Origin of the sequence: Ralstonia chuxiongensis, assembly GCF_024158925.1 — a bacterium.
In the GTDB taxonomy this organism is placed as follows: Bacteria; Pseudomonadota; Gammaproteobacteria; order Burkholderiales; family Burkholderiaceae; genus Ralstonia; species Ralstonia chuxiongensis.
Genome location: NZ_JAMYWC010000008.1, coordinates 60,327 through 82,988, shown reverse-complemented (window position 1 = coordinate 82,988; position 22,662 = coordinate 60,327). Strand labels below are relative to the sequence as shown.

The window sequence follows — 22,662 nt, the reverse complement described above, 5'->3', positions numbered from 1 at the left end:
AGCCTGTCTTGTGAGGTTGCGTTGTATTCGGTGGCGGCGAATGGCCAATCGCGCGGATCAACCACTCGCCAAATCGACGGGAATCAGGCTGCGATCTGTTCGCGGCTGGCTTCCTGTTCGCGTTCGTACATCTCGGCCAGCGCGCGCTTGTACTCGGTCGGGAAGACCTTGACGAAGCGGCGACGGGCGTTGTTCCAGTCGGCCAGCAGCTCCTTGGCACGCTCGGAGCCGGTGTAGCGGAAGTGCTTTTCCACCAGCGCCTTAAGCAGGTGCTCGTCGAGCACGCGCTCACCGTTCACCTTGTGCCAGGTCGACGGGGTATGCGCCTTCTCCTGGTCAGCTGCCGAAAGCACGGATTCCAGTGCGACCTGCGCCGTGTTGCAGCGCTTGTCGAACAGGCCGTCTTCGTCATAGACGTAGGCAACGCCGCCCGACATGCCTGCCGCGAAGTTGCGGCCGGTGGTACCCAACACGACGACGGTGCCGCCGGTCATGTACTCGCAGCCGTGATCGCCCGTGCCTTCCACCACCGTGGTGGCGCCGGAGTTGCGCACCGCAAAACGCTCGCCGGCCACGCCGTTGAAGAACGCCTCACCGGCCAGCGCGCCGTACAGCACGGTGTTGCCGACGATGATGTTGTTGGTCGGCTCACCGCGGAACTCGTGCGGCGGGCGCACGATCACGCGGCCGCCCGACAGGCCCTTGCCCACGTAGTCGTTGCCGTCGCCCACCAGGTCCAGCGTTACGCCGTGTGCCAGGAACGCGCCGAACGACTGGCCGGCCGTGCCCTGCATCTGCACGTGGATCGAGTCATCGGGCAGACCTTCATGGCCGTAGCGCTTGGCCACTTCACCCGAGAGCATCGCGCCCACGGTGCGGTTGACGTTGCGCACCGGCTGGATGAACGACACGCGCTCGCCCTTTTCCAGCGCAGCCTTGGCCTTCTCGATGAGCTGGTGATCCAGTGCGCGATCGAGACCGTGGTCTTGCACGTCGACCTGGTAGCACGGCTCGCCCTCCTTCTTGGCCGGCTGATAGAAGATGCGCGCGAAGTCCAGGCCGCGGGCCTTCCAGTGTTCGATGCCGGACTTCGTGTCAAGCAGATCCGCGCGGCCGATCAGTTCGTTGAACGTGCGGATGCCCAACTGCGCCATGATTTCGCGCACTTCTTCGGCCACGAAGAAGAAGTAATTCACCACGTGCTCGGGCTTGCCCGAGAACTTCTTGCGCAGCACCGGATCCTGCGTCGCCACACCCACCGGGCAGGTGTTGAGATGGCACTTGCGCATCATGATGCAACCCTCGACCACCAGCGGTGCAGTGGCGAAGCCGAACTCGTCCGCGCCCAGCAGCGCGCCAATCGCGACGTCACGGCCGGTCTTCATCTGGCCGTCGGCTTGCACGCGGATGCGGTTGCGCAGGCCGTTGAGCATCAGCGTCTGCTGCGTCTCGGCCAGGCCCAGTTCCCACGGCGTGCCGGCATGCTTGATCGACGACCAGGGCGAAGCGCCGGTGCCGCCGTCGTGGCCCGCGATCACCACGTGATCGGCCTTGGCCTTGGCAACACCTGCGGCCACCGTGCCGACGCCCACTTCCGACACCAGCTTGACCGACACGTCCGAACGCGGGTTCACGTTCTTCAGGTCGTGGATGAGCTGTGCCAGATCTTCGATCGAATAAATGTCGTGGTGCGGCGGCGGCGAGATCAGGCCAACGCCCGGCACCGCATAACGCAGCTTGCCGATGTAATCCGTCACCTTGTGGCCCGGCAGCTGACCGCCTTCGCCGGGCTTGGCGCCCTGCGCCATCTTGATCTGGATCTGATCAGCCGAAGCCAGGTACTCAGCCGTCACGCCAAAACGGCCCGACGCCACCTGCTTGATCTTCGAGCGCAGCGAATCGCCTTCCTGCAGTTCCAGATCGCGCTCGACCACTTCGCGGCCGATCACGTCCGACAGCTTCGTGCCCTGCTTGATGGGAATGCCGCGCAGTTCGTTGCGGTAACGGCGCTCGTCTTCGCCGCCTTCGCCCGTGTTCGACTTGCCGCCGATACGGTTCATCGCCACGGCCAGGGTGGTGTGCGCTTCGGTCGAAATCGAACCCAGCGACATGGCGCCGGTCGCAAAGCGCTTGACGATATCCTTGGCCGGTTCGACTTCTTCCAGCGGAATCGCGCGTGCCGGGTCCACCTTGAACTCGAACAGACCGCGCAGCGTCATGTGGCGCTTGCTCTGGTCGTTGATCAGGTTCGCGTATTCCTTGTACGTCTGATACGAATTCGCGCGCGTGGCGTGCTGCAGCTTGGCGATCGAATCCGGCGTCCACATGTGCTCTTCGCCGCGGACGCGGTAGGCGTATTCGCCGCCAGCGTCCAGCATGTTCGCCAGCACCGGTGCATCGCCAAAGGCGTCGCGGTGCAGGCGCAGCGCTTCCTCGGCCACCTCGAAGATGCCGATGCCGCCGACGTTCGATGCGGTGCCCTGGAAGTACTTGTCGACCAGCTCACGCGACAGACCAATCGCTTCGAAGATCTGCGCGCCGGTGTACGACATGTACGTCGAGATGCCCATCTTGGACATCACCTTGTGCAGCCCCTTGCCGATCGCCTTGGTGAAGTTGTAGATCGCTTTCTCGGCGGTCAGGCCCAGACCCGGCGCCAATTCGGCGAGGGTCTCCATCGCCAGATACGGGTGCACGGCTTCTGCGCCGTAGCCGGCCAGCAGCGCGAAGTGGTGCACTTCGCGGGCCGAGCCCGTTTCGACGACCAGACCGGTGCTCGTGCGCAGGCCCTTGTCCACCAGGTGATGGTGGATGGCGGACGTGGCCAGCAGCGCCGGAATCGCGGCCTGCTTCTCGTCGACCGCGCGATCCGACACGATCAGGATGTTGTAGCCCGACTTGACCGCATCGACGGCCTCGGCGCACAGCGAGGCCAGGCGCGCTTCGATGCCTTCCTTGCCCCACGCCACCGGGTAGCAGATGTCCAGCTCGTAAGCCATGAACTTGCCGCCGGTGTAGTGCTCGATGTTGCGGATCTTCGCCATGTCCTTGAAGTCCAGCACGGGCTGGCTCACTTCAAGACGCATCGGCGGGTTGATGTTATTCAGCTCAAGCAGGTTCGGCTTCGGCCCGATGAACGAGACGAGCGACATCACCACGTTTTCGCGGATCGGGTCGATCGGCGGGTTCGTGACCTGCGCGAACAGTTGCTTGAAGTAGTTGTAAAGCGTCTTGTTCTTGGACGACAGCACGGCCAGCGGGCTGTCGTTGCCCATGGAGCCCGCGGCTTCTTCGCCGTTGGCGGCCATCGGGGTCATCAGGAACTTGACGTCTTCCTGCGTGTAGGCGAAGGCCTGCTGGCGGTCCAGCAGCTTGGCGGCCGGCTTGGTCTCAGCGGCCACGTCTTCGGCCTTCGCGTCCAGCTCGTCGAGCTTGATGCGCACAGCATCGATCCAGCTCTTGTACGGCTTGGCGTTCGCCAGGTTGTCCTTGAGTTCCTTGTCGTCGATGATGCGGCCCTGCTCCATGTCGATCAGGAACATCTTGCCCGGCTGCAGACGCCACTTCTTGACGATGCGCGACTCGGGAATCGGCAGCACGCCAGCTTCCGAGGCCATCACGACCATGTCGTCATCGGTCACGTAATAGCGCGCCGGACGCAGGCCGTTACGGTCAAGCGTTGCGCCGATTTGGCGGCCGTCGGTAAAGCAGATGGCGGCGGGGCCGTCCCACGGCTCCATCATCGCGGCGTGGTATTCGTAGAACGCGCGGCGGTTGTCATCCATCAGCGTGTGCTGTTCCCACGCTTCCGGAATCATCATCATCATCGCCTGGGCCAACGGGTAGCCGGCCATCGTCAGCAGTTCGAGGCAGTTGTCGAACGATGCGGTATCCGACTGGCCCGGATAAATCAGCGGCCACAGCTTGGGCAGATCATCGCCCAGCACCGGCGACGAGATGCCGCCCGTACGCGCGTTGATCCAGTTGACGTTGCCCTTGACGGTGTTGATTTCGCCGTTGTGCGCAACCATGCGGTACGGGTGCGCCAGCTCCCAGGCCGGGAACGTGTTAGTCGAAAAACGCTGGTGCACCAGCGCCAGCGCCGACACCGTACGCGGGTCTGCCAGGTCCTGGTAATAGCGGCCCACCTGCTCGCACAAGAGCAGGCCCTTGTAGACGATCGTGCGCGCCGACATCGACGGCACGAAGTATTCCTTGCCGTGCTTGAGCTTGAGTGCCTGGATCGCGTGGCTGGCGGTCTTGCGGATCACGTACAGCTTCCGCTCCAGCGCGTCGGTCGTCATGATGTCGCGGCCGCGCCCGATGAAGATCTGGCGGATCACCGGCTCGGTCTTCTGCACCGTCGGCGACATCGGCATGGTCTTGTCGACCGGAACATCGCGCCAGCCCAGCACGACCTGACCTTCCAGACGGACGGTGCGCTCGAGTTCCTGCTCACAGGCCAGGCGCGAAGCGTGTTCCTTCGGCAGGAAGATCATGCCGACGCCGTATTCGCCGGCCGGCGGCAGATTGATGCCCTGCTTCGCCATCTCTTCACGGAAGAACTGATCGGGAATCTGCAGCAGGATGCCCGCGCCGTCGCCCATCAGCGGGTCAGCACCGACCGCGCCCCGGTGATCGAGGTTGTGCAGGATGCGCAAACCCTGTTGGACGATCTCGTGGCTCTTCTTGCCCTTGATGTGAGCGACGAAGCCGACGCCGCAAGCGTCATGTTCATTGGTCGGGTCATACAGACCCTGGGCCGACGGTGCGGCGGGGAAGGAATGTTGTTCCACGGCGATCTTCCGAGGTTGTGGGTACTGCGCGCCGTAGAAGGCCCTCGCGATCGTGCGGATGCGGTGGCAGACAAGCAATGGCGCGCCGCACCATGAATGCGGGGTGAAACGAATATAAAAGAGCAGCCTGTAACAGGCAAAAGTTTTTAAATGGGGTCGGAGTAAATTAATAAATGCACGACAACAGTGCGGGTTTATTAGTGGGGACAGATTAAATTCGGCTGCATTGAAACGGCTGCGCATGACGGCTCCGTTACCTCGCTAGTCGGTGCGCGCGCCGCCCTCCACGGCCACTTCTGCGGGTTGGCGAGGCGGTCGCCCCTTCGGCAATGGCGCAACGCGACGGCCGCCGGCGCGTGCCAGCGTCGCGAGAAACGCCTCGTTTCCGAGTGGCCAGCCGCTATGCACATGCTGGCGAATCTGCGCCAGCTGGTCTGGACCCAAACCTTCATGCCATAACGTTCGATAGCGAGATTGGCGCTCGAAAGGCGTGTTACCAAGGCGCCAATAGCAATAGTGGTCACTCACCCACGGGATGGATTGAATGCCCACATGATGTCGATACGTGCTCCATCGGTCGTCTTCCGGCGTGCTGACGAGACCCGCGCGCACGGCGTTGGATTCCACATACAACAGCATCGGCAGCACCCATTCGGCCGGGTCGAGTACGGTCGAGCGGAAACGCCCTTCCCATAGCGTTCCGCTGCGATCAGCGGCGGCGTTGAAGTATCGCGTATAGCGCCGTCCGACCGCCTGCAGCGTGCGCGAAAGGCTGTCCGCCACCTTGGGCGTACCCACTAGGTGGACGTGATTGGGCATCAACGAGAAACCATGGACGGCAAAGTCGTGCTCGCGCGCAGCCATGCGCAACGTGTCGAGATAGAACGCGTAGTCGTCGTCACCGCGAAAAACGATCTGGCGGTTGTTGCCGCGCTGCAACACGTGCACAGGGACGTCGGTAGGACTGAGGCGAGGCAAGCGGGCCATGGAAAGACAGTGCGGCAAAAAGCGCCATCGTAGCGTGAAGCCGGTGAACCTGTCCCCAATTTTCGGCAGGCAAACGCTTGCATGCCGGCTGTCGTCGAGAGGCAACGGCAGAGTTTGCGTGCCGTCAAATCGGCGGCCGTACGCGCCATCGACGACGGGGTGAACTTGATCCCGAGCAAATCGGCCAAGCGACTTCCCCGCGAGACTTGCTTCCATCACATCACGAGACGACACAAGAGGGAGCGATTCATGGCTTTTCACCGCCTAGCCACCGTAGCTGTAGCCGCTGGAATGCTTGCCGCCGGATTCAGCCAGACCGCCTTTGCGCAGAGTACGGATTTGGCGCCGGCCACCGGCAACTGGATGGTGCGTCTTCGCGCCGTCAACCTGACAGCCGCCAATAAATCCGACGCGGTGCCCGCACTGGCCATTCCGGCTGACGCCATTCAGATCAACAACAAGGTCCTGCCCGAGCTGGACATCTCGTACTTCTTCACGCCACACCTCGCGGCCGAGCTGATCCTGACCTACCCGCAACAACAGGACGTCACGGTCATGCAAAGCGCGCTGGGCGGCCCGACCAAGATCGGCAGCTTCCGCCACTTGCCGCCCATCCTGACGATGCAATACCACTTCACGCCCGAGTCGCGCTTCAAGCCGTACGTGGGCGCGGGCATCAACTACACCCGCATCTCGAATGTGAATCTGCAGGTGCCGGGCGTTGGTTCGCTGGACCTCAGCAAAAACAGCTTTGGCCCTGCACTGCAGGCCGGCTTCGACTATCGCCTGACCGAACGCCTCTACTTCAACGTCGACCTGAAGAAGACTTGGATCAGCGCCGACGTGAAGATGGCCGGCCAGACCATCAGCAAGGTCAAGGTTGACCCGTGGCTCCTGGGCGTCGGCCTGGGCTATCGCTTTTAAGGGAGGGCGATCAGCGAACTGACACTGTCCTGATCGACTTTTACCGACGTGCCGCAGGGGCCGTCGACGGCGGGGGCGCTCGTCGGCGGTGGTTGGCGCGTTCGGCCCGGCATGCGTTGGGGCGGCCGGGCATTTTTTTTGGGCGTTTGATTTTGATCTGGTTTCAGATCGCTTGGGAGCCAGGCGGTCGGATAGCGGCTCGACCGCTACCGCCGTTACTCAAACCGCATCCACGGCAAAGATGCGGCGATGCTCCTTGATGGCGTAACGATCCGTCATGCCAGCGATGTAATGCGCAATCCAGCGCGGCTGCTCTTCGGGGTTGGCTTTTGCCTGATACTGCGGTGGCAGCAGGCGCGGGTCGTCCATGAAGACGCGGAACAGATCGTCGATGATGCGGCGCGCCTTCGCGGCCATGCGCATCACGAGGTAATGCCGATACAGGTTGTCAAACAGGAAGCGCTTGAGCGCGCGCGCCTCTTCACGCATCGGCTCGGAGAACGCGACGAGCGCTGGCGCGGCACGCACATCATCAATACATTGCGGCGCAACGTCAGCAATGCCGGCGCGCGTGGTGCCGATCAGATCGACGATCAGCGCGTTGATGATGCGGCGAATGGTTTCGTTGATCAGGCGCCGGCCGCTGACATTCGGGAACGCGGCCTCGGCTTCGCGCCGGTGGATCGCCCACAGCGGCACGCCTTCGAGTTGCTCCAGCGTAATCAGGCCAGAGCGCAGGCCATCGTCGATATCGTGGTTGTTGTACGCAACCTCATCGGCGAGGTTGGCAAGCTGGGCTTCCAGCGAAGGCTGTTGCCCTTCGAGAAAGCGCCGCCCCAGGTCACCCAGCGTGGCGGCGTTATTGCGCGAACAATGTTTGAGGATGCCCTCGCGCGTTTCAAACGTCAGGTTCAGACCGTCGAAACCACCGTAGCGCTCTTCCAGACGATCGACCACCAACAAGCTCTGCAGGTTGTGTTCAAAGCCGCCATACGGCTTCATGCAGTCGTTGAGCGCGTCCTGGCCAGCGTGGCCGAAGGGCGTGTGACCCAGATCGTGTGCCAGCGAAACCGCTTCGACCAGGTCTTCGTTCAGACGCAGGCTGCGCGCAATCGAACGGCCAATCTGCGCGACCTCTAGACTGTGCGTCAGCCGCGTCCGGAACAGGTCGCCTTCGTGATTCACGAAGACCTGCGTCTTGTATTCGAGCCGACGGAACGCGGTGCTGTGGATGATGCGATCGCGGTCGCGCTGGAACTCGGTGCGCGAGGTGGAGGGGGGCTCGGCGTGTACGCGGCCCCGCGTCTGCGCCGAATGCGCGGCGTAGGGAGCGAGAGGGCCTTCGAGGTCGAACGGCGCGGACGGCAAATCAAATCGGTCGTTCATAGGGCCATCTCGTCTTGTCTCAGGCGACGGGCGCTTCGGTCGGTGGTCGCAGCACGGCGTGCTGCAAGGTGGCGCGCAAATCGGTATCGGGCACCGTGGTCACGAACGCCTGGCCCAGCTTGCGCAGCAGCACGAATTTGATCTCGCCGGCTTCAGCCTTCTTGTCGACGCGCATCAGCTCGATGAAGCGATCGACGCCCAGGTCCGGTGCCACCGTCGGCAGATCAGCCGCACGCGTGAGCGCAGTGATGCGGTTGCGCGTGTCGATGTCGATAAAGCCCAGGCGATGCGACAGGTCTGCCGCCATCACCATGCCGCAGCCGACGGCTTCGCCGTGCAGCCATTCGCCGTAGCCCAGGCCAGCCTCGATGGCGTGGCCGAAGGTATGGCCGAAATTGAGCGTGGCGCGCAGGCCGGTTTCGCGCTCGTCCTGCGCCACGACGGCCGCCTTGATACGAACCGAGCCCTGCACGGCTTCGGCCATCAGGTCGGTATCGCAATCGTTGAGGCCCTTGATGTTCTGCTCGATCCAGGCGAAGTAATCGGCATCGGCGATTGCGCCGTGCTTGATGACCTCGGCCATGCCGGCGGCCAGTTCGCGCGCGGGCAGGGTGCGTAGCGTATCGATATCGGCCAGCACCGCTTGCGGCTGATGGAACGCGCCGATCATGTTCTTGCCCAGCGGGTGGTTGATGCCCGTCTTTCCGCCCACCGAGGAATCGACTTGCGACAGCAGCGTCGTCGGCACCTGAATGAACGGCACGCCGCGCATGTAGCAGGCCGCGGCAAAGCCGGTCATGTCGCCGATCACGCCGCCGCCCAGCGCGATCAGCGTGGTCTTGCGGTCTGCGCCGGCCGTCAACAGCGCATCAAAGATACGGTTGAGCGTGTCCCACTTCTTGAACGACTCGCCATCGGGCAGCACAACCGTGTCGACGGCCTTGCCAAGCGCGCGAATGGCTTCTTCGACCTTGGCTGCATAGAGCGGTGCGACGGTCTCGTTGGTGACGATCACGGCACGCGCACCGCGAATGTGGGGAGCAAACAACTCGGCCTTGGACAGCAGTCCCGAGCCGATATGGATCGGATAGGCGCGATCGCCAAGGTCAACATCAACGGTAATCATGACTGAGGGGAGACTTGCGAGGAGGTGGAGGCGCCTGCGGGCGGCACCACAATGCCGGCCACCTCGAGTTGCATCAGGACCATATTAACAAGCTGGGCGACGGTGGGCTTGCCCGTTTCGATGACAAAGTGCGCCACGTCACGGTATAGCGGATCACGGATCGCATGCAGTTCTTCAAGCTTGGCACGCGGGTTTTCGGTCTGCAGAAGTGGCCGGTTCTTGTCGTGACGCGTGCGCAGATACAGGTCATGCGGATTGGCGCGCAGGTAGATCACAGTGCCGCGCTCGCGCAGGAGCGCGCGATTCTCGGCCCGCAGCACGGCTCCACCACCAGTGGCGACGACCACGCCATCGCGCGAGGTGAGTTCGTCGATCATGTGGGTTTCGCGATCGCGGAAGCCCACTTCGCCCTCGTGCTCGAAAATGATCGGCACACGCACGCCGCAGCGCGCTTCGATCTCGTGGTCAGAGTCGAAGAACGGCAGATCGAGCCGACGCGCCACCGCCCGGCCGACCGTGGTCTTGCCCGCGCCCATCAAGCCGACGAAAAATACGTTCGAAACAGACAAAATCGCGTGAAATCAGGAATTTGAGCTTGATTGTAGTGGCATTTGGTCACCATCCTGCACAAACCCGGAAGCAGGACACAAAAAAGCCCGGCGCTCCACTCAGGAGGCCGGGCTTTCAGATCGGAATACCGCCGCCGATTACTTCAGCGACAGTTGGTCAGACAGCACTCGCGGCGTCAGGAAGACGAGGAGCTCGGTGCGGTTATTGATCTTGCTCGTGCTCTTGAACAAGTTGCCCAGCACCGGAATATCGCCCAGCAACGGCACCTTGTTGATGTCGGTCCGCTCGTTCTGCGTGTAGATACCGCCGATCACGACCGTGCCGCCGTTCTCGACCAGCACCTGCGTCTGCACGTGCTTGGTATCGATGGCAAAGCCGTTGGTGGTCTGGATACCCACGCTGTCTTTGTTGACGTCCACATCCAGGAAGATATTGCCATCCGGTGTGATCTTGGGCGTCACTTCCAGCTTCAGGTTGGCCTTCTTGAACGACACCGAAGTCGCACCAGAAGAGGTCGCCTGTTGGTACGGAATCTCAGTACCTTGCTCGATCAACGCCTTGATGTTGTCGGCAGTGACCACGCGCGGGCTGGAGACGATCTTGCCGCGACCGTCAGCTTCCAGCGCAGACAGCTCCAGCGCCAGGAAACGGCCGGCACCGGCATTGAACAGGCTCACGGCCACGCTGGCTGCATTCACGCCGTTGATGCCGTTGGCGGGGAAGCTGATCGCCGGGCTGTTGTCCCACGTGGCATCTTTGGTCACAGGCGACACCACGTTGGTGTAGGTGTTGCCGTAACCAGCGCCATTTGTCTTCGACGCGAAGCCCAGCTTGGCACCCAGGTTACGGCTGAACGTGTCGTCCGCCTCAACAATGCGCGCCTCAATCATCACCTGACGAACAGGAATGTCGATCTTCTGGAGGAAGGCCTGCACCTCTTCGAGCTTGCTGGGGATGTCGGAGACGAACAGTTGATTCGTACGCGTATCCGCCGTGAGCGAGCCCCGCTTGGACAGAATCCGTGAAGTCGCGGCGCCACCAGCAGCACCGCCTGCTCCACCTGCGGCTCCAGTACCCAGCAGCATGTTGCGCACATCTCCAGCGCTCTGATAGTTCAGGCGGAACACCTGGCTGCGCAGCGGTTCCAGCTCGGTCACTTGTTGTTGCGACTCCAGCTCAGCCTTTTCCTTCGTCGCCAGCTCACCTCGCGGGGCAACCCACAGCACGTTGCCGTTTCGGCGCGACGCCAGGCCCTTCGAATCCAGCACGATCTGCAGTGCCTGATCCCAAGGCACATCCTTCAGACGCAGCGAAAGGGTGCCCGTCACGCTGTCGCTGGTCACGATGTTGAGGTTCGTGAAGTCGGCGAAGACTTGCAGCAACGAACGCACATCGATGTTCTGGAAGTTCAGCGACAGGCGCTCACCACGATAGCCCGGGCCGGAAATCAGCTTGTTCGGGTCTTCCTTGGTCGGGCGCACCTCCACCACAAACTGCGTGTCGGTCTGGTACGAGCTGTACTGCCAGTTGCCGCGCGGCTCGATGATCAGGCGTGCGCCAGTGCCGTTGTCCGTGGCACGCATGGCCTGCACGGGCGTACCAAAATCGCTCACGTCATAGCGACGACGCAGCGACTGCGGCAGCGTCGCGCCAACGAAGTCGACCACGAGGTTCTGACCTTGCTGGGCGATGTTGATCGCCGAGTTGGCAGTCGACAGGTCGACCACCACGCGGCCGGCAAGATCCTCGCCGCGGCGGAAGTCAACGTTGCGCACCGCCGGGCGCTCGGCGCCTGCGACGGGTGTCGGGGCCGAGAAGGTCGGCGCCGCGACAGCCGCTGCCACCGGCGCAGCTTCCAGCGTCAGCACATACTGATTACCGCGCACTTCCGACTTGTACTGCGTCTGGCGCGACAGATCGAGCACGACGCGGGTACGGTCGCCGATCTGCACGACGTTCGCCGAACGCAGCAGCTTGCCGCCGTATTGGTAATTGGCGCGGCCTTGCGCGAATGTCGCCCCGAAGAAGTCGATGGCGATGCGCGCAGGCTGCTGCGTGCTGAACTCCACCGGCTTCTGCGTCGGCGCGCTCTTGAGCGTGACCGTCACCACGGTGGATTCACCGGCCGTGGCCTGCTCCACCTTTTCAATCGTGTTGCCAGAGACTGCCGCCGCAGGCGCTGCCTGCTGAGCGACGGCCTGACCGGCCATCATGAACAGACACAGCGAAAGCCATGCCACCGCGCCCCCCCGGGCCACTCGGGTTGCCTGTGACAGGCCGCCCTTCACAAGACGCATCGTCATTGCGCGCTCTCCTGAACTTTCAGGGTCGTCATTTTTTCTTTCCATTCGGTCGTGCCTTCGCGCACCAGCTCACGCAGGGTGAGTTCCTGGTCTCCGATGCGGACGATGCGACCATAGTTTTGTCCGATGTACTGCCCCACATGCACATGCTGCGTCTTGTCCCCGACAGACAGGACGGCTTCCGTCTCGCCATTGCGCTTCATCGTCCCGACCAGCTTGAAGGCTTCCAGCGGATAGTCTTCCAGCGGCTCACGACGGCGATTCGGTTCCGGCGATTCGTTTTGCGCGCGCGAAAGTTCTGCCACCTTCTGCACGCTGAACGGATCAGTCTGCTTGGTGGTCGTGTATTCGCGCGGCGCGTAAGGCTTGGGCTCAGGCAGCGGCGGCACGGTCGTACTGACGCTCTGGCGCGCTTGCTGCATCCATTGCTGCAATTCATCGTCTTCGCTCGCGCCGCAGGCTGTCAGCACGACGGCCAGGCACAGCGGCGACAGACGCAGAACGTGCGACATGCGGCGACGGCTCATGGTGCGGCCCCTCATTTGGCGCCTCCCTTGGCAGCGGCATTCGCCTTGCGCTGAGCCGCCTGCTCGTCGGCGTCGAGCGCCCGGTAGGCCTCAGCGCGTGTTTCCATCACCATGCCGCCATCCTTGGTGCCCGTCAGCGAGATGTTCTGCAGCGTGACGATGCGTGACAGGGCCGCCACGTCAGCAGCAAACAGCGCCATGTCGTGATAGCGGCCGTTTACCTTCACCGCGACCGGAATCTCGGCGTAATAAGGCTTGATCACCGCGCCAGAGGGGCGAAACAGGTCGAAAGTCAGGCCACGTGCGATACCGGCATGGTTGACGTCGGCCAGCAGCGCATCCATTTCGGTCTTGTTAGGCAGTTGCAGCTCAAGCTTGGCGACACGCTGCTCCACCTCGGCCTTCTGCTTGCGCAGCGCCTCAAGGTTTACCACCTGCGCGAGCTTGCTCTGGTATGCCGACTTGAGGTTGCTCTGCTCGGTGCGCTTGGCGTCGCGCTCGTCAAACTTGCCGCTCCAGTAGAACTGCCAACCCAGTCCGATCACCAGCACGGCGGAGAGAATCATGAACAGGATGCGCGGCGCCATCGGCCACGTTTCCGGCTCATTCAGGTTCAGGCCACGGAACTGGCTGACCAGGTCTTCCAGCGAAATTTCGGTCGAGAGCGCCATGGTTATTTCCTCGCCGTGGCCGCACCCGGCTTGGCCGGCGCTGCCGGCTCAGCCTTCCATTGGAAGCGGATCGTGAAGTTGAACAGACGGCGCTGTTCCTTCAGGTTGTTGGTCATGGTGGTGGCCACCGATTCGCCCAGCTCGGCGTGATCCAGCCAGGGCACCGCTCCCAGGTTGCGCAGCAGGTCCGACACACGCTCGTTGGACTGCGCCACACCCGATACGGTGTAACGCTCGCCATCCTGCTTGAGCGAGGTCAGATAGATACCGTCCGGCACCTGGCGCACCAGTTCTTCAAGCAACTGCACCGGGCGGTTGCGCTGGTTCTGCAGACTTTCCACCGCTTGCTGACGTTGCAGCAGGTCGTCGATGTCCTTCTTGAGGGTGTTGACCTCGGCGATCTGCTTGTCCATCTCCGCGTTCTTCTGCGTGAGGATGTCGTTGATGCGTTGCGCCTCTTCGGTCTGGTGATCGATCACCATGCCACCCAGGAACACCACCGCAGCGCCCGCAACGGCAGCGCCGCCCAGGCTCATGAAGACTTTCTTGCGCTTACCGGCACGTCGCTCTGCGTGATACGGCAGCAGATTGACGTTCGGGAGCGCATTCACGGCATTCGCGCTTTCATTGGCCATCGTCTGCTCCTTATTGCAGCCCGCGCAGGGCAAGGCCCGCGCTGACGATGTAGGCCGGCAGATCGCGCTGCAGATAGCGCGCGTTGACGTTCTTGGCCGCGCCCATGTTGGCGAACGGATTGGCCAGCGTCGTATTGATCTGCGTCTGTTGCTGGATCGCGGTCTGCACGCCTAGTAACGATGCGTGGCCGCCCGAGAGCACGATCTCGTCCACGCGTCCGACGCTCGACGTTGACAGGAAATTCTGGATCGCCTGACCGACTTCCATGGCCAGCGTCTCAAGCGAGGGCTTGAGCAACTGGCTGCGATATTCGTCGGGCAACGTGTTCTTGCGCTTCTTCACCTCGGCCTTGAGCAGGTCGAGGGAGAACAGACGCGAGATGCTTTGCGTGAGTTGGTCGCCCGAGCCGGACATCGGCTGGTCGTACAACTCCTTCCAGCCTTGGTAGAACAGTGCGTGCGAGCGCGCACCGCCCAGATGGAACATCGCCACGACGGGCATGTCGCGCGTCTCGGTTTCGGTGGCGTCCGGATTGACGGCCAGCATGTGCGTCATGGCGCGCTGGATGGCGTTCTCTTCCACATCCATGACGATCGGTTTCAGCCCGGCCATCTCGGCGGCCGTCACGCGCTCGGTCACGCGCTCGGAAACCGTCGCGGTCACGCGCACGCCGATCCCGCCTTCCGTTTCGGACGGGCCGATCACGACATAGTCGAAATTGACGTTCTGCGAGGGGGGAAACAGCCGGTTGGCTTCGCTCTCGACCTGCACGAAAAGCTCGTCTTCGGTCAGGTTGTCGGGCAGGCTGACGGTTTGTGATTCCGTCAGGCTTGCGGGAATGGCAAGCACGGCTTCCTTGCCGCGAATGCCAGCCTTGGCGATGGCACGCTTGAGCGCATTGCCCACCGCATCGATATTCACCAGATTGCCGTCGGCGACGGCACTGCGTTCAATCAGCTCGCTGGCGCATTTTTCGAGACGGAAATCTCCCTGCTTGCCGTTGGCGGACAACTCCACCACCTTGACGCTGGAAGACCCGATATCTATCCCGACGATATTGCGGCGCAGCAGGCCGGACAACAAACCCCGTCGCACAGAGACACCCCACCGTTTATAGTTTTTTGAACCCTGGCGCCCGTCGCAAATCCAACGTGCGCCATAGCCTGCTTAGATTTGCTGCTGGATTCTCACAAAATCCTTTAGAACAGGCAAACGCTCAGGCGGACCGCGATGCATTTCCCGCCATGCCCTTCGGAAAGCGTTGTCAAAACCCCACGGTCGGGGGATACCCCTTTCGTCTGACTTGATTTCCGCTCCGTCTACTTCTATCGGCGGATTCTTAGCCGCCTTGAATCAAGGTACGGCGGGCGCACAATTCGCATGCCCAGTGAGCATGACGCGGCGCACAAGTGCAGCCTCGTGCGCTGAGGTGACACTGGTTACGTGCTGTTACGTCCGATGCCGCCAGACCCTTGAAGCCTCGACGATATAATCGCCGCCACGCTGACTGACACCCCCGGTGCCCACCTGTAATGGCTACTGCCCAAACCACCCCAGCTTCGCCCAAGCCGCCCAAAGCCCGCCGCCCGTTGTGGATGCGACTGCTTCTCTGGATGCTCGGCCTGTTCGTTGCCATGGGGGTCGTCGGAGCGCTGCTGCTGGGCTATGCCCTGCTCGTCGCCGCGCCCAACCTCCCGTCGCTCGACGCGATCACCGATTACCGCCCGAAGATCCCGCTGCGCGTGTACACTGCCGACAACGTCCTCATCGGTGAATTCGGTGAGGAGCGCCGCAGCTTCGTGCCAATCACCCAGATGCCCGAGGTGATGAAGCGCGCAGTGCTGGCCATCGAAGATGACCGCTTCTACGAGCACGGCGGCGTCGACTTCATCGGCGTGCTGCGCGCGGGCCTGGCGAACCTGCACGGCGGCCTGTCGCAAGGCGCGTCGACCATCACGATGCAGGTGGCGCGCAACTTCTTCCTGTCGAGCGAGAAAACGTACACGCGCAAGATCTACGAGATGCTGCTCTCGTACAAGATCGAGGCGAGCCTGACAAAGGATCAGATCCTCGAGCTGTACATGAACCAGATTTACCTGGGCCAGCGCGCGTACGGCTTTGCGAGCGCCGAGCAAATCTACTTCGGCAAGAACATCAAGGACATCACCCTGGCCGAAGCGGCCATGCTGGCCGGCCTGCCCAAGGCGCCGTCGGCGTACAACCCGGTGGTGAATCCGAAGCGCGCGAAGGTTCGCCAGGAGTACATCCTGCAGCGCATGCGCGACCTGCACTACATCACCCCGGAGCAGTACACCCAGGCCATCAACGAGCAACTGCCGGTGCGCGGCGAAGGCCATGAGTTCGACGTGCACGCCGAGTACGTCGCCGAAATGGTGCGTCAGCTCATGTACGCGCAGTACCGCGAAGAAACCTACACGCGCGGCCTGAATGTCTACACCACGCTGCGCAAGGCCGACCAGGACGTCGCCTATCAATCCGTGCGCCGCGGCATTCTCGACTACGAGCGCCGTCACGGCTATCGCGGCCCGGAAGCGTTCATCGATCTTCCCTCTGACGCGGAAGACCGCGAGCAGGCCATCGACGACGCCCTGCTCGAACATCCGAACAGCGACGATCTGCAATCTGCGGTGGTGGTGAGCGTGACGCCCAAGCTGGTGCGCGCGACAATGCTCACCGGCGAGACGATCGACCTGGCGGGCGACGGCCTGCGCTTTGCACAGGCTGCTCTGTCGAACAATGCGCAGCCGAAGATCAAGCTGCGGCCGGGTGCGGTGATCCGCGTGATTCAGGACACGAAGACGCAGAAGTGGTCGATCACGCAGTTGCCGGAAGTGGCCTCAGGCTTCATCTCGCTGGACCCGCAGACGGGGGCGATCTACTCGATGGTCGGCGGCTTCGATTTCAACCGCAGCAAGTTCAACCACGTCACGCAGGCCTGGCGCCAGCCGGGTTCGAGTTTCAAGCCGTTCATCTACTCGGCGGCGGTGGACAAGGGTTTCTCGCCGTCTACGGTCATCAATGACGCGCCGCTCTCCATCCCGACCGGCGACACCGGCGGCCAGGTGTGGGAGCCGAAGAACTACGGCGGCGGCTATGACGGCCCGATGACGATGCGCCGCGCGCTGCAGAAGTCGAAGAACCTGGTGTCGGTGCGCATCCTGCGCGCGATTGGTACGCAGTACGCGCAGCAGTACATCACGCGCTTCGGGTTCGACGCCGATCGGCACCCGGCCTATCTGCCGATGGCGCTGGGCGCAGGTTCGGTGACGATGCTGCAGATGGCGAGCGGCTACTCGGTATTCGCCAACGGCGGCTATCGCGTGAATCCGTACATCATCGATCGCGTGGTGGATGCGCGCGGCACCGTCGTACAGCAAAGCCATCCGATGACGGCTGGCAAAGACGCTGTGCGCGTGATCGATCCGCGCAACGACTTCATCATGGATTCGCTGCTGCGCAGCGTGGTGTCTGGCGGCACGGGCTACCAGGCCAAGGTCAAGCTGGGCCGCAACGACATGGCCGGCAAGACCGGCACCACCAACGACTCGTTCGACGCCTGGTTCTGCGGCTATACACCCAAGGTGGTCGGCGTGGCCTGGATGGGCTACGACAACCCGCGCAGCCTGGGCGATCGCGAAACCGGTGGCGGCCTGGCCCTGCCGATCTGGATCAACTACATGAGCTACGCGCTCAAGGGTGAGCCCCAGACCGAGCGTCAGCCGCCCGAAGGCGTCGTACAGATGGCCGGCGACTGGGCCTACGAGGAATACGCCAACGGTCAGGGCGTGGCTTCGGTGGGCCTGGGCGATGCCATGCCGGGAGCATCCGCACCGGCCGGCGACCAGCCGCAGCCTGGCGTCAATCTGGCGCCGACGCAGGAACAGGAGAAGCAGAAGATTCTCGACATGTTCCGCGGCAACTGAACTTCGCGCCCACGAAAAAGCCGCCCTTCGGGGCGGCTTTTCTTTTCGGCATCCGACGAGAACGTTGCGCTCAACCGGCGGCCAATGTCACATCCACATCGCTTTGCTGGCTGACATAGCGCGACAGCGCGACATACAGCTCTTCTTTGCTGCGCGTGTCGACCCAGCGGCCGTCGTCACCGCGGCGGAAGTGGAAACCGCCGGCACGCGCTGCCACCCACAGTTCCTGCATCGGCGCCTGGCTGTTGATGATGATCTTGGAGCCATCGTCGAATTCCAGCGTAAGCACGTTACCGGTCCGGGTGACCTCGATGTCGGCATCGGCCTCGTCGGCGGACGTTTCGACAATGCTTTCGATGCGGGTGAGTTCCGCTTCAGCCAGCGCCAGGAACTCCGATTCGCTCAGGGGGGGCATGCTACACTCCAAAATCTTGCGCGGACGTTGCGTGGCGGCCATTTCCGGCCCTTCCTGACCAGCAGGCGCCTCGTCCCATATGACTCCGATCGCCGCAAGGGTTACACCCCTGGGGCATCCTTTCTGCACCATCATCCGATGATACGAACCGCCGCCATTGTAGCCACTGTCGGCCTGACCCTGACGGTCGCAGGCCTATCCGGCTGCGGGATTCGCGGGCCGCTGTACATGCCCAAGGTGCCGCCGGCGCCAACCGCGCCGCAAACCACCGACCCCGGCATCGCCGGGCCGAACGCCGTGCCGCAACCGCCGGTGCCGGGCGCCAAACCCGCAGCCGCCGATGCCGCCAGCGCGGTACCCGCGAATCGCTGATCCGGTCCTTTTTGCTCAACCGGCGCCAACCCCATCCGGTGCGGCGCCCAGAATGTTCCCACTCATGTCCGAGTCCCTGATTCGCCAGGAAGGCGCGCTGATGATCGAAGGCGTCGCGCTGGACGCGATTGCCGCGCAGTTCGGCACGCCCACCTACGTGTACTCGCGCGCCGCGCTCACCGCCAACTATCGCGCCTACGCCGCCGCATGCGAGGGCCGCAACGCGCATGTGCAGTACGCCATGAAGGCCAACTCGAACCTGGCCGTGCTGCAGGTGTTCGCACAGCTTGGCGCAGGCTTTGACATCGTGTCCGCAGGCGAACTCAAGCGCGTGCTGGCCGCCGGTGCGCCGGCTGCGAAGGTGGTGTTCTCGGGTGTGGGCAAGAGCGCGGACGAAATGCGCTTCGCGCTGGAAGTCGGCGTGGCGTGCTTCAACGTGGAGTCGATTCCCGAGCTGCACCGCCTGAACGACGTGGCCGCCTCGATGGGCAAGGTCGCGCCCGTGTCGCTGCGCATCAACCCGGACGTGGACGCCAAGACGCACCCATACATCTCGACGGGCCTGAAGGGCAACAAGTTCGGCGTGGCGTTTGACGAAGTGCTGCCGACGTACCGCGCGGCCGCTGCGATGCCGAACCTGCGCGTGGTCGGCATCGACTGCCATATCGGCTCGCAAATCACCGAGGTGTCGCCGTATCTGGATGCGCTGGACAAGGTGCTTGACGTGGTGACGCAGCTGGACGCCGAGGGCATCCGGCTGTCCCACATTGATGTGGGCGGCGGCCTGGGCATCACTTACACAGACGAGACGCCGCCGGACATCACCGCCTTCGCGCGCACGCTGCTCGACCGCGTCGAGCAACGCGGCTTTGGCGATCGCACCGTGCTGTTCGAGCCGGGCCGCTCGCTGGTGGGTAACGCCGGCCTGCTGCTCACGCGGGTCGAATACCTCAAGCCCGGCGCGAGCAAAAACTTCTGCATCGTCGATGCGGCCATGAATGACCTCGCCCGCCCGGCGATGTACGAGGCGTATCACCACATCGTGCCGGTGCGCGAAGGCCAGAGCGCGCCGGTCGTCTACGACGTCGTGGGCCCGGTATGCGAATCGGGGGACTGGCTCGGCCGCGACCGTTCACTGGCGGTGCAGCCGGGCGACGTGCTCGCGATCCTGTCGGCCGGCGCGTACGGCTTCACGATGAGTTCGAACTACAACACGCGCAATCGCGCCGCCGAGGTCATCGTCGATGGCGACAATGTGCACCTGGCACGCGAGCGGGAGTGCTTTGAAGACCTGATCCGCGGAGAGCACCTCTTCCCGGTGTAAGCCCCCCACCGCAAAGAAAAAGCCGACGCACAAACGTCGGCTTTTTTCATGGGCGCGACCAACATCAATCGCGCACTGGCATGGCTGCTCCGGCCATCGCAGTGCGTGGCGAGCGCCACGCCCACCAGACCCGCAACCCAAGCAGCACCGCCATCACTGCCGCATAGATCGACACCTCCGCAAAGTCGTGCTTCCCGGCCTTGTGCCACCAGTAGTGCAGGATGCCGAGCACGCCCGTCACGTAGACAAGCCGGTGCAACCATTGCCAACGCTTGCCGCCGAGCCTTCGGACCATCGCGTTGGTCGAGGTGGCGGCCAGCGGAATCATCAGCACGAACGCCGCGAAACCAACGGTGATGAAAGGCCGCTTGACGATGTCCTTGAGCATCGACGCCGGATCAAGCCCGCGATCGACCAGCAACCAGATCAGGAAGTGGATCGAACCATAGAAGAACGCGTACAGCCCAAGCATGCGGCGAAGCCGGATCAACCAGTTCATACCCGTGATTCGGCGCAGCGGCGTGATGGCCAGCGTGCAGCACAGCAGCACCAGCGTCCACGTACCGGTCGAGCGCGTGACGAACTCCAGGGGATTCGGCCCGAACTGATCGGTCGTGCCCAAGAAGACGATGCGCAGGAACGGCATGAGCGCAACGACCCACACGATCGCCTTCACCACACGCAACTGCTTGGGCGGCAACATCGGCGGCAGCAGTGTCATGTCGGCCTCAGAAGTTCTTGCGCAGGTCCATGCCCGCGTAGAGCGGGGCGACCTGCTCGTAGCCATTGAACATCAGCGTCTTGCGCTTGGGCGCGAACAGGCCGCCAAAGCCGCCTTTGTCCTCGCCGATGCGGCGTTCAGTGGCCTGGCTCCAGCGCGGATGATCCACGGTCGGGTTCACGTTGGAATAGAAGCCGTATTCGTTGGCCGCAGCAAGGTTCCAGCTCGTCGGCGGCTGCTTGTCGACAAAGCGGATCTTGACGATGGACTTCGCGCTCTTGAAGCCGTATTTCCACGGCACGATCACGCGCACGGGCGCACCGTTCTGATTCGGCAGCACCTGGCCGTAGAGCCCGAAGGTGAGCAGCGCCAAGGGATGCATCGCCTCGTCCAGGCGCAGGCCTTCGCTATACGGCCACTCCAGGACGGGGCTGCTGATGCCGGGCATCTGCCGCTTGTCGGCCAGCGAGATGAACTGGATGTACTTGGCGCTGCCCTGAGGCTCCACACGCTTGATCAACTCGGCCAGCGGAAAGCCCACCCACGGAATCACCATCGACCAGCCCTCGACGCAACGCAGGCGGTAGACGCGTTCTTCCATTGGCGCGAGCTTCATCAGGTCGTCCAGGTCGTAGGTTTTGGGCGTCTTCACCAAGCCTTCCACGCTGACTTGCCACGGATGCGGGCGCAGCGTGCTGGCATAACGTGCCGGGTCGGCCTTGTCGGTGCCGAACTCGTAGAAGTTGTTGTACGTGGTGACCTGGTCATACGGGGTGGCCTTTTCCACGGTCGTGTATGCCGGATTCGGCTTGCCGGGCAACTTGGCCAGCGACGGGTTGGCGGCGAAGACCTCGCGCGACGCCCACGGCGCCAGCGTTGCGCCGGCGGCGCCCATGGCGGCAGCGGCCAAAAAGCGACGGCGCTGCTCGAAGATGTGCTGCGGTGTGATCTCGCTGGCGGGGATGTCGTCGCCACGCAGCCAGCGGTCAGTCTTGATCAACATGATTCGTGGTCCTCGTTGTGCGGGAGCGCTGTCCCATGTGCGTTGGTCGTGCCCGCGCCGCCAACCTGACAGTGCGCGGGAAAAAAATATGGCGCTATTCCTTGCGGGGCGCTGGCCCGGTGAATTCGCTGTACTGCCGATAGACCACCTGGGCCACTTCCAGCAACTGCGTCCGCGCCAGCGGGCCGGCGACCGCAAACCCCAGGCCGCGATCCGCCCAATAGAACGCCATCGGTGGCGGGTGATCCACCGCAGGATGAATCGCCTGCAGCACGCGGTTGTCGGGGGCGAGCGTCTCCAGCCGGAAGCCGGTATCGCGGTTGTTCGGCATGCGCCGCAACTGCACGGAGATACGCGTGCCGCCGGGCCCTTCGTACATCAGCATGGCCGTGGGCGCATCAGCCACCACCGTCTGGCGCCCGCCGATGAGCCGGTAGCCGAGCGACGTCAGGTCGGGAACACGCAACTGCGCATCGAGCCGCCGCGACAACCATGTGACGAGATGCGCCTCTTCATCGGCCGGCACCTCCACCATGTGTTTCGACTCGGGAGAAAAGACGACGTGCGATACGAGTGCATCGTTGGCGAAACGCTGCATGGGCATGGTGCGCTCGACGGCACTTCGTCCAAGCCAACCGGCGCCCGAGCCAATGGCCAGGCATGCAACACCCAGCGCCACGACACTCCAGCCACGCATCGCGCCAAAGCCGCTGGCCGCGGGGCGACATGCTGCCGCGAGGATCTCCGCCGGAATGCGACGCTGCGGCACGGGTTCGTTGAGCAGCGGATCGAGCGCGTGGTGCAATTGCGCGTCCGTCTTGCGCCAGCCCGCGACCTCGGCGGCGGCGCCTGGGTGCGCAGCAAGGTAGGCCTCCACGACAGCGCGTCGCGCCGCGGGCAAGCGGCCGTCGGCATAGGCGTGGAGCTCGTCGATATGAATGGAATTGGAGGACATGG

The 22,662-nt window shown here is 63.2% G+C and carries 18 protein-coding genes; 4 read left to right on the top strand and 14 right to left on the bottom strand.

What is annotated here, in order from left to right:
- Window positions 1–83 precede the first annotated feature (83 nt).
- Together NKG59_RS23190 and NKG59_RS23185 are read right to left on the bottom strand one after the other, a co-directional pair.
- Complete coding sequence (locus NKG59_RS23190; protein WP_253541888.1) at window positions 84–4,796, bottom strand: glutamate synthase-related protein; 4,713 nt, start codon at window positions 4,794–4,796, stop codon at window positions 84–86.
- 261 nt (window positions 4,797–5,057) lie between these two features.
- Entirely contained in the window at window positions 5,058–5,783 is a 726-nt protein-coding gene (locus tag NKG59_RS23185) for a transposase (protein ID WP_253541887.1), read from the bottom strand.
- A 249-nt stretch (window positions 5,784–6,032) separates the two neighbouring features.
- On the opposite strand from NKG59_RS23185, the gene NKG59_RS23180 reads away from it, so the two are divergent.
- Window positions 6,033–6,707 carry an OmpW/AlkL family protein gene (locus NKG59_RS23180; protein ID WP_232041176.1) on the top strand — a complete coding sequence of 225 codons (675 nt, stop codon included), beginning with the start codon at window positions 6,033–6,035 and terminating at the stop codon, window positions 6,705–6,707.
- Window positions 6,708–6,926: 219 nt separating this feature from the next.
- Here the strand turns inward: NKG59_RS23180 and NKG59_RS23175 are convergent, their stop codons facing one another.
- From NKG59_RS23175 to pilM, 8 genes are all read right to left on the bottom strand, one after another.
- Complete coding sequence (locus NKG59_RS23175) at window positions 6,927–8,093, bottom strand: deoxyguanosinetriphosphate triphosphohydrolase (RefSeq protein WP_253541885.1); 1,167 nt, start codon at window positions 8,091–8,093, stop codon at window positions 6,927–6,929.
- Between the two features lie 19 nt (window positions 8,094–8,112).
- On the bottom strand, window positions 8,113–9,219 hold the full coding sequence (gene aroB, locus NKG59_RS23170) for a 3-dehydroquinate synthase (RefSeq protein ID WP_253541883.1): 1,107 nt from the start codon (window positions 9,217–9,219) through the stop codon (window positions 8,113–8,115).
- On the bottom strand, window positions 9,216–9,788 hold the full coding sequence (locus NKG59_RS23165) for a shikimate kinase (RefSeq protein ID WP_253541881.1): 573 nt from the start codon (window positions 9,786–9,788) through the stop codon (window positions 9,216–9,218). Before NKG59_RS23165 ends, aroB begins: the two co-directional genes overlap by 4 nt.
- Before the next feature lie 138 nt (window positions 9,789–9,926).
- Window positions 9,927–12,086, bottom strand: a complete 2,160-nt coding sequence (gene pilQ, locus NKG59_RS23160; protein WP_301288250.1) for a temperature dependent type IV pilus secretin PilQ — start codon at window positions 12,084–12,086, stop codon at window positions 9,927–9,929.
- Window positions 12,087–12,088: 2 nt separating this feature from the next.
- The gene (locus tag NKG59_RS23155) at window positions 12,089–12,634 is read right to left on the bottom strand and encodes a pilus assembly protein PilP (protein WP_045203028.1); all 546 of its coding nucleotides are present in this window, start codon (window positions 12,632–12,634) and stop codon (window positions 12,089–12,091) included.
- Window positions 12,631–13,290, bottom strand: a complete 660-nt coding sequence (locus NKG59_RS23150; RefSeq protein ID WP_045203027.1) for a type IV pilus inner membrane component PilO — start codon at window positions 13,288–13,290, stop codon at window positions 12,631–12,633. The genes NKG59_RS23155 and NKG59_RS23150 overlap by 4 nt, the downstream gene beginning before the upstream one ends.
- Window positions 13,291–13,292: 2 nt before the next feature.
- Entirely contained in the window at window positions 13,293–13,925 is a 633-nt protein-coding gene (locus tag NKG59_RS23145; RefSeq protein ID WP_045203026.1) for a PilN domain-containing protein, read from the bottom strand.
- A gap of 10 nt (window positions 13,926–13,935) precedes the next feature.
- Window positions 13,936–15,006 carry a type IV pilus biogenesis protein PilM gene (pilM, locus tag NKG59_RS23140; RefSeq protein ID WP_253541876.1) on the bottom strand — a complete coding sequence of 357 codons (1,071 nt, stop codon included), beginning with the start codon at window positions 15,004–15,006 and terminating at the stop codon, window positions 13,936–13,938.
- Between the two features lie 452 nt (window positions 15,007–15,458).
- Here pilM and NKG59_RS23135 point away from each other — a divergent pair, with 452 nt between their 5' ends.
- A complete protein-coding gene (locus NKG59_RS23135; protein WP_045203024.1) occupies window positions 15,459–17,870 on the top strand; it encodes a penicillin-binding protein 1A in 2,412 nt (803 codons plus the stop codon).
- A 70-nt stretch (window positions 17,871–17,940) separates the two neighbouring features.
- Here the strand turns inward: NKG59_RS23135 and cyaY are convergent, their stop codons facing one another.
- Window positions 17,941–18,285: an iron donor protein CyaY gene (gene cyaY / locus NKG59_RS23130; RefSeq protein ID WP_253541873.1), complete on the bottom strand. Its 345-nt coding sequence runs from the start codon at window positions 18,283–18,285 to the stop codon at window positions 17,941–17,943.
- A 138-nt stretch (window positions 18,286–18,423) separates the two neighbouring features.
- Here cyaY and lptM point away from each other — a divergent pair, with 138 nt between their 5' ends.
- Both lptM and lysA read left to right on the top strand, forming a co-directional pair.
- Complete coding sequence (gene lptM, locus NKG59_RS23125) at window positions 18,424–18,657, top strand: LPS translocon maturation chaperone LptM (RefSeq protein WP_004634541.1); 234 nt, start codon at window positions 18,424–18,426, stop codon at window positions 18,655–18,657.
- Between the two features lie 64 nt (window positions 18,658–18,721).
- A complete protein-coding gene (gene lysA / locus NKG59_RS23120; protein WP_253541862.1) occupies window positions 18,722–19,981 on the top strand; it encodes a diaminopimelate decarboxylase in 1,260 nt (419 codons plus the stop codon).
- A gap of 64 nt (window positions 19,982–20,045) precedes the next feature.
- Here lysA and msrQ read toward each other — a convergent pair whose 3' ends face one another.
- The 3 genes from msrQ to NKG59_RS23105 form a co-directional block, all read right to left on the bottom strand.
- The gene (msrQ, locus tag NKG59_RS23115) at window positions 20,046–20,702 is read right to left on the bottom strand and encodes a protein-methionine-sulfoxide reductase heme-binding subunit MsrQ (protein ID WP_253541859.1); all 657 of its coding nucleotides are present in this window, start codon (window positions 20,700–20,702) and stop codon (window positions 20,046–20,048) included.
- A gap of 7 nt (window positions 20,703–20,709) precedes the next feature.
- Window positions 20,710–21,705 carry a protein-methionine-sulfoxide reductase catalytic subunit MsrP gene (msrP, locus tag NKG59_RS23110; protein WP_253541856.1) on the bottom strand — a complete coding sequence of 332 codons (996 nt, stop codon included), beginning with the start codon at window positions 21,703–21,705 and terminating at the stop codon, window positions 20,710–20,712.
- Window positions 21,706–21,799: 94 nt separating this feature from the next.
- The gene (locus NKG59_RS23105) at window positions 21,800–22,660 is read right to left on the bottom strand and encodes an anti-sigma factor family protein (protein WP_253541852.1); all 861 of its coding nucleotides are present in this window, start codon (window positions 22,658–22,660) and stop codon (window positions 21,800–21,802) included.
- Between the last annotated feature and the right edge of the window lie 2 nt (window positions 22,661–22,662).

Coding starts and splice junctions, on each gene's coding strand:
- NKG59_RS23185 (WP_253541887.1), bottom strand. CDS start 5,783: ATGGCCCGCTTGCCTCGCCTCAGTCCTACCGACGTCCCTGTGCACGTG.
- NKG59_RS23180 (WP_232041176.1), top strand. CDS start 6,033: ATGGCTTTTCACCGCCTAGCCACCGTAGCTGTAGCCGCTGGAATGCTT.
- NKG59_RS23175 (WP_253541885.1), bottom strand. CDS start 8,093: ATGAACGACCGATTTGATTTGCCGTCCGCGCCGTTCGACCTCGAAGGC.
- aroB (WP_253541883.1), bottom strand. CDS start 9,219: ATGATTACCGTTGATGTTGACCTTGGCGATCGCGCCTATCCGATCCAT.
- pilQ (WP_301288250.1), bottom strand. CDS start 12,086: ATGCGTCTTGTGAAGGGCGGCCTGTCACAGGCAACCCGAGTGGCCCGG.
- NKG59_RS23155 (WP_045203028.1), bottom strand. CDS start 12,634: ATGAGGGGCCGCACCATGAGCCGTCGCCGCATGTCGCACGTTCTGCGT.
- NKG59_RS23150 (WP_045203027.1), bottom strand. CDS start 13,290: ATGGCGCTCTCGACCGAAATTTCGCTGGAAGACCTGGTCAGCCAGTTC.
- NKG59_RS23145 (WP_045203026.1), bottom strand. CDS start 13,925: ATGGCCAATGAAAGCGCGAATGCCGTGAATGCGCTCCCGAACGTCAAT.
- NKG59_RS23135 (WP_045203024.1), top strand. CDS start 15,459: ATGGCTACTGCCCAAACCACCCCAGCTTCGCCCAAGCCGCCCAAAGCC.
- cyaY (WP_253541873.1), bottom strand. CDS start 18,285: ATGCCCCCCCTGAGCGAATCGGAGTTCCTGGCGCTGGCTGAAGCGGAA.
- lptM (WP_004634541.1), top strand. CDS start 18,424: ATGATACGAACCGCCGCCATTGTAGCCACTGTCGGCCTGACCCTGACG.
- lysA (WP_253541862.1), top strand. CDS start 18,722: ATGTCCGAGTCCCTGATTCGCCAGGAAGGCGCGCTGATGATCGAAGGC.
- msrQ (WP_253541859.1), bottom strand. CDS start 20,702: ATGACACTGCTGCCGCCGATGTTGCCGCCCAAGCAGTTGCGTGTGGTG.
- msrP (WP_253541856.1), bottom strand. CDS start 21,705: ATGTTGATCAAGACTGACCGCTGGCTGCGTGGCGACGACATCCCCGCC.
- NKG59_RS23105 (WP_253541852.1), bottom strand. CDS start 22,660: ATGTCCTCCAATTCCATTCATATCGACGAGCTCCACGCCTATGCCGAC.